This window comes from bacterium (genome assembly GCA_023382385.1).
Taxonomy (GTDB): Bacteria; Electryoneota; RPQS01; order RPQS01; family RPQS01; genus JABWCQ01.
The window spans coordinates 1-13,622 of the sequence record JAHDVH010000007.1 but is presented as its reverse complement, the minus strand read 5'-3'; the positions used below and the strand labels follow the sequence as shown (position 1 = coordinate 13,622).

Here is a 13,622-nt window from a genome sequence, read left to right as displayed (position 1 = left end):
TTATTTGTATTCACCTTGCTGGCACTCTTCGTGATTGCCGGCAACAGCTGGGCGGTGGACGATCTTCCGCGCGGCTTGCGCAATGGTGCGTTGCCACAGTTGGCGGCGCCGGTTCAGAAGGCAGCGCCAACGACTGATACGCGAATGACGGGCCATATGGATCCTGTTCTGAGCGCAATTCATGGTCAGAACGGTCCGTGGCTGGCTCCTCGCGTTGACAACAGCAGCCTTGACTTGGAGGCGATTGTCTGGGTTGATGACAGCTGGACAGATCAAACCAGCGTCGACCTGTTTGACAACACGCTGACATGGGGCGTGGACGCCTTCGCAACGATTCGGGAAGGTATCGCAGCCGTCGCCGCGAATGGGACGGTGAATGTGCTGCCCGGCTCCTACACGGAAGCGACACCCGGATGTTTCCTTTTCGATGCGTCGGGTCCATACCAGTTTGGCTTGTTCATCCCCGCAGGGAAAGACGATGTCACGCTGCAGGGAGTCGATGCAGTAGGTTCGCCGATCACGTCCTACGGCGCGGTGGCCGCAAGTGTCGGACTGAACGCCACCAACGGGTTCGGACCGAGCGGCATGTTCGTAGAAGCAAACGGAATCACTGTTACCGGTTTGGAGTTGTTCCAGACAGGTCCGGACTATAACAAGACCGTCGAAGTCATCGGCGACGACTTCACCCTAAAGTACTGCCAAATCACGGATGGAATGTCGTGCTACATTAACGACTTCCGTTTTGATTCGGGGAATGATATCTCTTACGTCCAGAGTTACCACATTGAAGGCAACCTCTTCGACTATGGGACCAGCCTCGATATCGCGAACGGTGCGGGATATACGGGTGCCGTGGCGAGTCGCCAAGTCATCAACAACGTGTTCGACATGGATTGGCCCGGGAACTACTGGGCGGCGATCAGCTTCAACGGCTCCGGATCCGGAGTGCCGTGGTACGTCTACAGCGTGGGTGCCGCAGTGATCTCCGGAAATACGTTCTCGAATTCCGAGGCGTTATACATTCGCCATCGCGGTAATTTTGCAAACTACGGCGATTTCGACTGGGTGGGTTATTGGAACAACAACACCTTTGACAAGAAGGTCATGTTTGGAACCAACCCGCCGACCGCTCAGGGATCGTATTCCTACATGAGTGGGCCCTACACGTATAATAACGTCAAGGAAATCGGTGCGAACATCCAGCGCGAAATCGACTGGGCTGCGGCCGGCGACGTGGTGTTGTGCGGCGCGGGAACGTATAGTGAATGGGATTTGTCCATCACCAAGGCGCTGACTTTGCAAGGTGCAGGGGTCACTTCGGTGATTGACGCATCGGGCTATGTGCCGATTGACGATTCCCATGCGGTGGTGACGATCAACCTGCCCTCAGGCAATGTCACCGTGGACGGTTTCAAGATCAAGACCGGCAGAATGAACGGGATGTGGGCCTCGGGCAATTCCAATCCCGCCTCGTTGATCAAGATCTCGAATAATGAACTTGAAGGATTCAGCTACTACACGGATCCCACTCCGGCCAGCAACTTCGGTTTGATTGCAGGCTACGGGATGCAGGCCAAAGTCGAATTCAGCAACAACGACGCACACGACTTCTACAGCAACGTACTGCTCTTTGAACGGCAGTTGGGTGAAACGGAAGTCAAGTACAACACCTTCACGTCTTCGTGGCTGGCCTTCTACATGACGTACAGTGCAAACCACGTCACGACACTGCAGAAAGTTCACCACAATACGTTCGACCGCTGTGAAATCTATGTCAACAGCGCAACGAACTACGGCCCCGCCATCCGGTCGGGCAAGTATACGAATTTCGAGATTTCCGACAATGTCTTCACCAATGTTGAAGACGGCGCGCGCGCAATCGGAATGGGCAATGATGCAGACGTAACGCCCGCAGATGGTGAAATTGTCACCCCGCGTATTCTGCACAACACAATCATCGGCAGCGGCGGCGGCACGAATTTCCGCGGCATTCAGCTGCTGGGCTATGTGACGAATGCCCGCATCGAGAATAACTACATTACCGGTGTCGCCGAAGGCATTCGTGTCTGGCAGTTCTACACGCCCGGAGTATTTCCGGTGAATACCAAGATCTACGGGAACTCGATTACGAATTGTGGGGTAAAGGCAGTTCGTTGGGATGGTCCCGGAATCCTCAATGCGTCAGGTAACTGGTGGGGTTCCGATGCTCCTGCATTCGGTTCAATATTTACTGGATCCGTGGATTATTCTCCGTGGATGGGTTTGGTCGGCACTCACGACAATCCGGGTTATACCGGCAACTTCTCAAATCTTTGGGTGGATGATGACAGCCCGATATCCGGCGCCAGCAACTACATCATGGAAGCATTGGCTCTTGTATCGGGAAGCACGATCAATCTGGCACCCGGAACCTATATTGGGCAGGTACACGCCATCGGCTACACGAATCTGAACATCATCGGCTCGGGAGTCGGAAGTTCGATTATCAAGGCACCTGCAGGAACGATGCCCGATACTTATCTGACCTCAGGCAATCCGAATCGGCCAGTGCTTTTCCTCGATAATTCGACGGTGCATGTTTCCAATCTCACGGTCGACGGCGACGGCAGAGGCGGCGGCAATCATCGCCTTATCGGCGTCGCGTTCTGGAACTCCGGCGGCACCATGACCAACGTGAATATTATTGGCGTCCGCGACAATCCGTTGATCAATTCTGCGCGCGGCGTTGGCGTGTCGGTGAACCACAGTTCCACTCCCGATACCGTCACCTTGACAGACGTCACTATTTCGGATTTCCAGCGGCTCGGTGTGTCTGTCTCCGGGTTGGGGACGCATGTGAATTGCACGAACGTCGACGTGACAGGAGTAGGGCCGACGGGAATCATTGCACAGACGGGATTTCAGTATGCGACCGGGACGAGCGGTACGCTTCTTAATTGCACAGTGGATGGAGTTGTGTTTACAGCCGCAGGTAGTTCTGCCGCCGGAATCTTCTTGTTCACGGACGGTGTGACCCTGACGAATTCGAATGTGCTGAACGGTCATGTCTGTGTGTTCGCCGATGATGCAGGTTTCACCATGAACGGCGGAACCTTGACGGCCACGAATGCAGTTACTGTGGAAGCGAAACACGGTGTGCTGGCGTGGTCCACGGGCGGCGCGCTGTTGGGGAGTGACTTTGCTCTGCCACAGCTCTACGAAGATGAAGTCGATGCAGACTCATACGACCGTGCACGTAGCCTTGACGTTGATGAGTCTATTTCGATTAGCGGTGCGACGATCATCGGAAATGGTTCCACAGGTTATGGCGTGCGCGCCAATGTAACCGGTGACAATCTGGATGTTTCATTGACCAACAGCGTCGTAGAAGACTGGAATTACGGAGTCTTTTTGCAGACCTCCGGAGGAACGATTGACAACGCGACGGTGACGGACAACTCTTTTGCCAACACCAACAACGCTTTCGACAACACGGCGGCCCATACATGGGACAGCAACTGCTATTCAGATTACACCAGCAATGCGGGCTATCCGGGAACCTACGTCATCACGGGCGCCGCACCTGTAAACGTGGACAGCAATCCGAACCCGAACGGCTGCGCGGACGTCAACTTTGTGCTGAGTGATGATCTCGTGGGCTGCAATACGGATTGCAACACAACCAATCTCTACTTGACTCTCGGAACTGCCGGATTGCCGAACCTGCAGGTCATTCTCCAGCTTCCTGCGGGATTCACTGCAGGACCATTGGGGATTGTCACACCCGGCGCCAATGAAGATCCAAATCTGATCAGCGCGTACGCAATGGCCACAGGCGACTGCGTCATCGTCGACATGGGCTTCGAAACTCCCTACAGCTCGGGTGATTACACCAAGTATGTCGCCTGTATCCCCTTGACGGTAACGGCCCCCACTGGTGTTTATCCCATTACCGGTGTGAGCTCGTTGTGGATCGACATTATGGGCGGCAATCATGTCAACGAGCTGGAACTTGGCGTGGTGGCAATTGAGGTGGACTGCACGCCTCCGGTCATCAGCAACTTTGCGAACAGCGCGACCTGCGCGTTCGGCGACGCTTCGCAGCTAATTAATGCCTTCAGTGCGACGTTTACGGACAACGCGGTTGATCTCGATTCGGCGTGGGTGACTTTCGCGCCGGGCGGCGGCTCGTTCGGCTTGTTTGGTCCGACGCAAAGCTCTGGCTACGCTCCGACGTTCCCGTCGGCTGCTGACGCCGCGACTTTCTACGGCCTGCTGGTCGAAGGCTGCAACACGCTGACGCTGCATCTAATGGACACCGAATGTAACGTAGCCACGACGGTTGATCTGGAAAATGTCGGCCGCGACAACACGGCGCCCTCGCCCGTCGTTGCTCCCGACACCACCGGTTGTTACGGTGCCAATACTTATCTGGATCTCGACAACGAACTCGACATCAGCTACCTTGGCAACGCAACGCCATGCGGCGCCGTTGTTCCTTCGGTCATGAGTATCTGGCTCGTTGGCGGAACAGACACGTTAAATGTCGCCGATCCGTTTGACAATGCGAATTGGCCGTTTGACGATGCAGATGCGACGACGCTGTGGAATTGGATTGTCGGCTCCAGCGGCGTGCCGAATTCTGCGAACGGTGAATACTACTCGTTTGGTGTGCGCGTTTGCGATTGCGCTGGAAATTGTGACGCCTCCGGTTCCTTCACGATGTGCATCGACCTGACGGCTCCCGGCAATACAGTGACGTTCTTCGATGCGCGCCCGACGCACCTCGGTGTGTGGCTCGCGTGGTCGTGGACTGCCGGGTCGGATGCTCAGGAAATGCGTATCTACCGCAGTCCGCTGTCGGGTGAGTATCCCGCATACGCCAATGATCTATGGAATACCCTCTCCAACTACGATGTGACCAGCGTTCCGCCGTCAGGCTGGACCTTGGTGGCCACGCAGACCGCGCCGACTGGAACGGTGACTTCCGCGACTTACGGTGCCAACAACAATCGCGGTGATTTCTACACGCATGTTGACGGCCCGACAACCTATTGGCTGGATGCACAGGGCACGTGGGTGGACGGCAACGGTAATGCGGCGGCTTATCGCGACATTTACCGCTACGTGACGTTCGTCAAGGACGCAGGCGGAAACTGGTCATTGAATGCACCGGTTGCGATGCTGCAGAATGCCGATCGTTCGACCAATTACTGGTTGGGTGATTTCAGCACGGCGGACGACGTTGGCGACCCGTACTCGCGCGGCCGCGTGGATAACGACGACTTGGCTTCGCTGTCTGCAGTCTACTTTACGAATGCCGGAGGATTCCGCAACATCGGTCCGGTCAATACTCCCGTTGAGAATGGAAATATCGGTAAGGGTATTCCCAATCCTGATGATGGTGGTCTGATCAATTTCCAGGACCTTGTGCCGTTCAGCTTCAACTATGCGGAAGTGACGCCGGTGGGTGAAGCGAAGGAATTCATGATTCAGCCTGACCCGCTGCAGTATCGTCCGTTCAACCGTCTTGACGAAGCTCCAGTGGTTGCGCTGGAAATTCCGGCGGACGCGGCGATGGAAGTCGGCAGCGAGTTCACCGTGACTGTCGCCCTGTACGGGAACGAAGCCAATACGGTGAAGGCTGTGGAAGCGATTCTTAGTTACGACGAAACGACCCTCGAAATCGTCACCTCGACGACCGGCACGGCTTTGTCGCCTGACGGAATGTTGTTTGCTAAGACTTCTCCTGTTACGGGTCTCAGCGGTGTTGTCGGCTTCGTAGCGGCTTCCTGCGGCGGTTGGTCCACTCTGGAAGGCAACGCGATCCTGGGCACCGTGACGTTCCGCGTGACGCGTGCTCTGACGGCCAACAGCGAGTTGGCCCTGACGTCCGTGAGCATGTTCGACAATACCGGCGAAATCATCGAAGTTGAAGGCGGAACCGTTCCGCTGTTCAGCACGCCGTCGCTGCCGGACAACTATGCTCTGTATCAGAACTATCCGAACCCGTTCAATCCGACGACGAACCTCAGGTTCGACTTGCGCGATGCGGGTCACGTGAAGATCATGGTCTACAACACGCTGGGTCAGGTCGTCGCGACGGCCGTTGACCGCGAGCTGGAAGCCGGCCGTCATACGGTGACGTTTGACGCCAGCAGCCTCTCGACCGGTGTGTATATGTATACCATCAGTGTGAACGGATTTACCGATGTCAAGAAGATGCTCTTGATTCGGTAATCCAGAACGCCTATATTGCAATTGTGGCTCCCCCGCCGTCGCTGTGACGGCGGGGGGAATCTTTCAAAGAGGTGTGTATGAGACCTGTTGTGGCTATGCTGGTAGCCGTTTGGTGCGTTGCGATTCCGCTACGGAATCCCGCTTGCGCGGCTGGAATGTACTTTGAACCGGACACCTCCTTTGCGCAGATCGGCGATACGATCCTGTTTTCCGCCTACATGACCGCCTCGGACACGGTCCGTTCATTCAACGTCTACATGGTCTATGACACGAATGACATCGATCTTGTCGTGGCGCCCGCTCCCGGGTCATTGATTGCCGGGCGGCCGGGTCTGGATTTTCGGTATAATGATCACATTCCCGCCGCCCCGAACTGGTTGGAAGTCGGTGCCACGTTGTTCAGCACCGCCTATTGGGCTGGGCCAGGTGAGTTGTTCACATTCGGCTTAGTGATGCGGGAATGCGGACAAGTACCCATTTCCGGCAGTTTCAGCAACCGCAGGCCGGACGGATCCTTTATGCCCGGAACGTTTTCTCCGCCCGCCTTGTTCGTCTGCACACAACTGCCGTTGGCGCCGGACAGCCTGACCATCTTCTGGAATGGCACAGCCGCGCATTTGCGTTGGAAAGAGGTGATCCTTGGAACGTTTGGAGTGCCTTTGCCGGATCCGCCGAGATACGTGATCTATCGGGCCGAAGAAATGCCCGCCAATGTCCCCTTCGCGCCGATTGACACGGTTGATGTCACAGAATATCTCGACAGCACCGGCTTGGGCATCGAGCACATCTACTACGTGAAAGCCATCGTCGAGTAGAACAGCTCACTGCACTTCCCAGAAATTCAGAAGCCCTTAGGACCGCTCCTAAGGGCTTCTTCTTGTTCTTGCAAGGAATCTCTATCGCGACGAGTCTAACAGCCTTTGAGCCTGTGCTCGCCCGTGAGCTGCAATCTCAGCTTCGTCTGCGTTCAGTAATGTCCTGTCTCGAACGACCAACTGCCCGTTCACGATTACCGTGTGCGGTCTGGTCGGTGCACAGAACAACAGCGCTGCAATCGGGTCGGCTGCGCCCGCGTAGCCGAGTTCATGCCAGTCGAACAAGACAATGTCCGCCGACATTCCGACACGCAGTTTTCCGACATCGTCGCGTCCGAGCAGCTTCGCCGACCCCGCTGTTGCCAGCTCCAGCACCTGTCGTGCCGTCAATACTTGCGCGCCGTCATTCGAGCGATGTTGCAGCAGCACTTGACGCAACTCGGCGAGCATATGAGAACTGTCATTGGACGCACATCCATCAACCGCGATGCCGATCGGCACTCCTGCCTCCAACATGTTTTTCAGACGCATTCGGCCTGAACCGAGCCGCGCGTTGGACGACGGACAGTGTGCGATGCCTGTTCCAGTGCTCGCCAGCAGGCCAATCTCATCGTCATTCAGGTATATCCCGTGCGCAAACCACACGTCGGGTCCCAACCAGTTCCACTCCTGCATCAGCGCTAACGGCCGCTTACCGTATCTGGCCAAACAGAACTCGTTCTCATCCGTCGTTTCCGCCAAGTGAGTGTGCAGGCGAACGCCGAGCTTTCGCGCCAGTATTGCGGTGTCTTTCATCAGTTCTGCAGTGACATTGAACGGACTGCAAGGCGCCAGATGCACCTGCCGCATGGAGAAGCGGCCGGAGTCGTGGTGCTCCTTCGCAAATCGTTCGCAATGTGTGAGCACCTCGTCGTCCCGCTCCACAATCTCATCCGGCGGCAGTCCGCCGTTTGACTGCCCAAGTGTCATCGAACCGCGCAATGCAGCAAAACGAATTCCAAGCTCGCTTGCACACTCAAGCTCCATTGCAAGACTATCATTCTGCACCCTGCCGGGGAAAAGGTAGTGATGATCACAGGTGAATGTGCATCCCGAAAGCAATAGTTCCGCAATTGCCAGCCGGAAGCTCGCTCTGAACATCTCTTCGTCGAAGTGCTTCCAGACTGGATAGTGAAACACCAGCCAGTCAAACAAGCCGGAGTCCTGCGCCCCCGGCAAACATCTCGTCAAGGCCTGAAAGAAGTGGTGATGCGTGTTCACCAACCCGGGAATCGCGACAAAATGCGATCCGTCAATCACCGCCTCACCGGAATGTGCATTCAGACTGCGAGCGATTTCGACGATTTGCGGGCCGTCCGTCCTGATACAAATCGGGCCGTTCTCAAACTCTTCAGTATAGGCGGCGTGGAGATTACGAATTAACATAGCTCTTCTGATGATCAGATTGGATCAGCAACTGTGCAAGTTTGTGGTTTCTAATCAATATACAATTCTTCTGAGAATCATGCGAAGTGCCGATGTTTCGTCGCTACTCTTTAAAGACAGAGGGTTACGAATGTCTCGTAACCCTCTGTTTTCTTTAGGTCTCTGCGCGTCTGTGCGGCTGGATTCTCTGGCTTCGAATAGTGCAGTTATGGAAGCAGGTTTTCCCCGTCAGCGCACCGCTGAATCCTTTCTCGGACGGCCTGACGACCTTGGGCGCTGAACCGCTTCAAGGTGATGATGCTGAAAGCGCCGGTCGCCGCGCGAGTTTATGCGAAGGGATTCGATGTGCCCAGCGCGGCACCAACGACGTAGTGTTGAGACGGAGACTCCCATGAGTTTCGCGGCCTGACGAATGGTTAGTAAGGACTGCTCATCGTTCATCTCTGTTAGTCCTGTGGATGAAGTTGTAATTGAATCGTCCGGCGTGCGATGCCTAATGCTTCGGCAGCATGGGTCTTATTGCCCTTGTGCAGTGCCAGCACGGCGCGGAGAAACCGCCTTTGAAACTTGTTTGTCGCGCCGCGCCAATCCACTGGCACAACCATCTCCGGCAGGACGATTTGGGAAGCCTCTTTCGATGACTTAGTTGTCTCGGGCGCTTGGGATAGTTTCTTCATAAATGTTCTTCAGGTTGGCTTAACCGGTCCGAAATAAATTGCTGCAAAGCTGCACGCGGTATCCGGATGTCTCCGCGCGTGCTTATTCTGACGTAGGGAAGATCGCCTTGCTTGGCCCAGCGGCGCAGAGTGCTGCGGGAAACTCCCAGCAACTCCGCGGCTTCCCGCAGCGTTAATAGAGTGTCGAGGGAGTGTTGAATCGTGGACATGTGGCGACGTCTAAAGCGGATGAGGCAGGTCCGAATAGTTGAGTTTAGGACAAAGAAAATGCCAGCGCAAATACAAAGACTTACGCTGGCACAATCGGGGAAATCCGCGAAGATTCAGGAGCTAATCGGGTGAGAACTCCTCAAGCCCGTGATCGCGGAGTTTGGTGTAAAGCGTCTTGGGATCGATGTCCGCTACTTGCGCAGCCTTGCTGCGGTTTCCTCCGGTCGCAAGCAAGAGTCTGATTAACCACTCGCGCTCCCACGCGCCCTTCGCTAATTTGTAAGTTACTGGCTCCGCCTCGGGCTGCTCCAGAAACCGCTTGATATCAGACGCCGCAATCGTCTGTCCATCTGCATAAGCCGTCAATCGCTTGGCAAAAGACTGAACCGAGCGTGCATTGCCGCGCCATTCCAATGTCAGAAGTAGTGCTTTGGCATCGGGAGCAAGTTTGAGCGGCTGCTTCCCGAAGAGTTTTGCTGCCGACTGAAGTTCCAGCTCCAGTATGTGCAACAGGTCTTCGGGACGCTCGCGCAGCGGAGGGATAGTAAAGGCGAAGACTTGGAGCCGCTCCAGCAGGTCCGCGCGGAACTGCTTTTCCTTGACCATCATACTTAGATTCTGGTTGGTCGCCGCAAGTACCCGCACATCAACTTTTGCAGCTGTATTCTGGCCCAGTCTCCGAACTGTTCCCTCCTGCAATACCTGCAGCAAGTTGCTCTGCGTCCCTAACGACATATCTCCAATTTCGTCCAGCAGCAGAGTTCCGCCGTCTGCGGCGTGAAAGAGCCCGTCCTTGCGCTGAAAAGCAGTCGCATGCGCGCCCTGTTCGTAGCCGAACAGCTCACTTTCTATCAGCGTCGGCGGAATTCCCGCGCAATTCAACTTGATGTACGGTGCGCCCGCACGTTTGCTTTGCGACTGAATGTAATCCGCGATTATCCCCTTGCCGGTGCCGCTCTCTCCCATTAACAGAATCTTCTCGTCAGTAGGCGCAACTTTGTCAATCTGAGTCAGCAGATCGCGCATTGCCTTGCTCTCCGCAACAAGATACACGTCGCCGCGCAGTTCGCGCCGAAGGGCGGCTTGCACCCGCTCGAGTCTGCGCTTTTCAACCGCATTGCGGATCGGAGTAGTCAACTGTTCACGGTCGCCTGTCTTCTCGATGAAGTCATAAGCGCCCAGTCTTATCGCCTTTACCGCTTTTTCATACGTCGCGTGCGACGTGCCGATGACCACCGGTATCCCCGGATGCTCCTGCAATATCCACGGCAGCATCTCCATGCCATCGCCGTCCGGCAATTGCAGGTCGAGCAATATCGCGTCCGGATGATTTTGCGCAAGCTTGCTGCGAGCGGTCGCACAGTCCGGCGCAACCCATACGGTATAGCCCTCGATGTCGAACGTTTCGCTCAACTCTTCGCGCAAGGCGCGATCGTCTTCTACAATCAGGATGATGTCTTTGCGGGAGATAACGGACCTCCATTTCCGGGTAAGTGCACAGTAATTTTCGTTCCCATTCCCGGCTGACTTTCTATATGCAGACTGCCGTGGTGCGTCTCGGCGATCCACTTCGCGCTGAGCAGCCCCAAGCCCTGACCGCCCGCTTTCCGGCTGCCTTTCCAATTCAGAATATCCTCAATCTCCTGAGCCGTCATGCCCTTGCCGTTGTCCAGCACGGTGACTTCGACTCCTCCGCCATTCCCGCTTGCGTAGTCTGCCATGACTCGCACGCTTCCCCCCTCTTGCAGCGTAGCGTCCATCGCATTGCCGATAAGATTCTCTAACAGCGATTCTACCAGACGATAGTCGATCTGTGCGTCTACACGCCGGTCTGGATTGACGTGCACGACGGGGACTTGTTCAAGCGTGTTCATGCGGTCCACAGTGGTCGCGATAAGCTCACTCAGATTCGTTTGCTGCAAGTTGGGCTTCGTCACGCGACTGATCACCTGAATCTGCCGTGAGGTTTGAAGCATGCGGGAGATCTCGCCTTTCATGCGGCGGACAAATGGCTCGACATTGAATTCCGGATGTTCCTTTCGCAATCGCAGTTCGAGGTTCTCGATGGCCCGCTGCACCACGGCAATTGGCTTCTTCGTGTCATGGGCCTGAAACGACGCCGTCTGCGCCCAGCCTTCCAAGACCAGCTTCTCGTTACGGGCGCGCACATACGCACGCCGCGTGCGTACTCCCCACACGATCAGCCACGCCATGGTCACGCTAAGCACGAGCGGTGTGACAATCCGGACACCGACTTCGCGCCAGTAAAACGGATTCGGCTCTACGCGCAATCTCTTGATTGTAGTGCCGTCAGTTGTGATCAGCTCCGGCCAGACTTGATCGGGGAAGTACTGCTCCGTTATCCTGTATGACTTGAAATCCAGAAGAGCTTTCTCGTGCAGCGACTCGTTCAGATACAGCGTCTTGCCGGATACAGAGGTCACAAGCAGCTCCGGCCCGACAGGAAGCTCCCAATCGCCACAACAGAGAACCTCGGTTACATCGGACTTCTCGCCAATCAACTCAAAGTTGTTGTCAAAGACTTGCAGCTCGGAAGGTAGCGACGTAAGATACACTCTCCATGAGTCGTCGCTCGGTGACTTCCAAAACTGGAACGCCGGTGTGAATTGTCTTTCTGGAAAGATCTTCTCTTGCGTGGAGCTTCCGTCGCGCGGGTCCACCCGCATCAAGGCAGCCGGAGTTTCTTTGGAGGGTGAAGAGATATATACTGCGACAAGCTCGCGCGTTGTGCCGAGGGAATCCGTGATCGGCTGGAACATCACATGGCTGAACATACCCGGAAAGGACCGACGCCATACGAGTTCACCCGTCTCCGGACGTAACGCATACAGATAACAGGTCATGTCATCCGTCCCCTCCCACACTGCGCCGTTACCGCTCGACGACGTGCTGACTACGATGAGTCGCTGACCGTCCTGCGTAGTAACCTCGTGAACGTACTCGTTATTTCCCCCGCACCACTCTCGCCAAATCTCTTCACCCGTCGCGGCGTCCAGCATGATCAGCCCTCGCGGCAATTGGCAGAAGCCGCTCTGGCACAACAGGAGCAAACCGTTTCTGTCGCCGCTTAGTTTCACAACCGGCCCGATTTCAAAATAGACGTCCCACTTGTCCAGGCGTTGCCGCCAGCGGCAGTTAGACTCCAAAAGGACATATTCCCATAACGTATCCGAACTGAGTACGCTGGAGTACGCGCGCACTCCAGCCAGCGTATCCCCCGAGTAGCTGACGACAAATTCAAGCTCGTTGTCCCCGTCGAGATCCCGGCTTGCGGGAACATAGACATGCCAGGCAAAATTGCGCTGAAGCATCACGTTACCCTGCCGATCGTCCATATATATCCCGCTTCGATAAGGACTCATCGGTCCCATCTCGAGAGTTATTCGCGCAGTCAGCGGAACCTTGCCCTTGCCGACCTCAATCGTGTAATGCGAAACGCGGCCAAGGTGCACTGCGGCTTCCGTATGGAGTTCACTAATCCTGAAGGGATAGGGCCACCAAGCTGCACGCGCAATCTGAGGAGACGCGACGTTCAATGCCGTCAAAAGCAGCAGAAGAAAGAGAGTGCGGGGTGCGGTCGATCGGTGCATAGTGTCGGTGGGTGATCAGCCGGATTTTCGATTAGACTTAAGGGAACGAGCGGCGCAGCGGGTCATGTGTGGGCAAGTCTAAGATAGTTTTTCTGAGCGATTCTGTCCAGCGCGCCGGACGATTCTCCTGAAAAAGCGGGCTTTTCTGACTGCGTAGCCGGTGGTGAGACTAATCTCTTGTGTTTGTTCGGCTAAAGAAATTTGTTAGAGTTCTCGCCTTTTTTGTCAATTTCTCCTGTGAAATTTTCGTCGCAGCGCGAGTGGGGTTTCGATTTTTGTGCTCTTTTGGGGGTTGGAGTATAAGCGACCCAGCTTTATGAATAAGTCAAGAGGCAGTCCAACTTTGCTGACTTATCCTAACTTATCCAGATTTTTTTGGTCATATTCTAAGGGTGTGAATGTAATGAGTTAGCAAATTCACGCACATCGTGAAAATTCTTCATTACTCTCGATTACTCTATTGACAGACTGAACACGTTGTCGTAAATTGACGCAAGTATTGCTTCAGCTTTTTTTGAAGTCCGGATGAACGAGTCCGGCTGTGTCAGGATAGTTCTATATAATGAAATATCGAAATTGGGTTGACTGCCTCGTATCAAGGGGCTTTAGAATAGCAAGACTGCGCGGACATTTGTTGGTCTGCGCAGTTTTCGTTTTCGCAGGTG

General features: G+C 55.2%; 8 protein-coding genes. 2 read left to right on the top strand and 6 right to left on the bottom strand.

The genetic code is table 11. The features are described 5' to 3' along the window. The first annotated feature begins 15 nt into the window (after positions 1–15). Both KJZ99_12090 and KJZ99_12085 read left to right on the top strand, forming a co-directional pair. Positions 16–6,219, top strand: coding sequence for a T9SS type A sorting domain-containing protein (locus KJZ99_12090; GenBank protein MCL4306642.1), 6,204 nt, complete (start codon positions 16–18; stop codon positions 6,217–6,219). A 77-nt stretch (positions 6,220–6,296) separates the two neighbouring features. Then, complete coding sequence (locus KJZ99_12085) at positions 6,297–7,034, top strand: hypothetical protein (GenBank protein ID MCL4306641.1); 738 nt, start codon at positions 6,297–6,299, stop codon at positions 7,032–7,034. A gap of 81 nt (positions 7,035–7,115) precedes the next feature. On the opposite strand, the gene KJZ99_12080 is transcribed toward KJZ99_12085, so the two are convergent. The 6 genes from KJZ99_12080 to KJZ99_12055 all read right to left on the bottom strand — a co-directional run bounded on the left by KJZ99_12080 (position 7,116) and on the right by KJZ99_12055 (position 12,957). Next, complete coding sequence (locus KJZ99_12080; protein ID MCL4306640.1) at positions 7,116–8,459, bottom strand: 8-oxoguanine deaminase; 1,344 nt, start codon at positions 8,457–8,459, stop codon at positions 7,116–7,118. Positions 8,460–8,687: 228 nt separating this feature from the next. After that, positions 8,688–8,900, bottom strand: coding sequence for a helix-turn-helix domain-containing protein (locus tag KJZ99_12075; GenBank protein MCL4306639.1), 213 nt, complete (start codon positions 8,898–8,900; stop codon positions 8,688–8,690). Positions 8,901–8,905: 5 nt separating this feature from the next. Further along, complete coding sequence (locus tag KJZ99_12070) at positions 8,906–9,136, bottom strand: hypothetical protein (GenBank protein ID MCL4306638.1); 231 nt, start codon at positions 9,134–9,136, stop codon at positions 8,906–8,908. Beyond that, positions 9,133–9,345: a helix-turn-helix domain-containing protein gene (locus KJZ99_12065; protein MCL4306637.1), complete on the bottom strand. Its 213-nt coding sequence runs from the start codon at positions 9,343–9,345 to the stop codon at positions 9,133–9,135. The genes KJZ99_12070 and KJZ99_12065 overlap by 4 nt, the downstream gene beginning before the upstream one ends. A 121-nt stretch (positions 9,346–9,466) precedes the next feature. Then, positions 9,467–10,771 (bottom strand): sigma-54 dependent transcriptional regulator, encoded by a 1,305-nt coding sequence (locus tag KJZ99_12060; GenBank protein ID MCL4306636.1) that lies wholly within the window; start codon positions 10,769–10,771, stop codon positions 9,467–9,469. A 20-nt stretch (positions 10,772–10,791) separates the two neighbouring features. Beyond that, positions 10,792–12,957, bottom strand: a complete 2,166-nt coding sequence (locus KJZ99_12055) for a PQQ-binding-like beta-propeller repeat protein (protein MCL4306635.1) — start codon at positions 12,955–12,957, stop codon at positions 10,792–10,794. Positions 12,958–13,622: the final 665 nt, after the last annotated feature.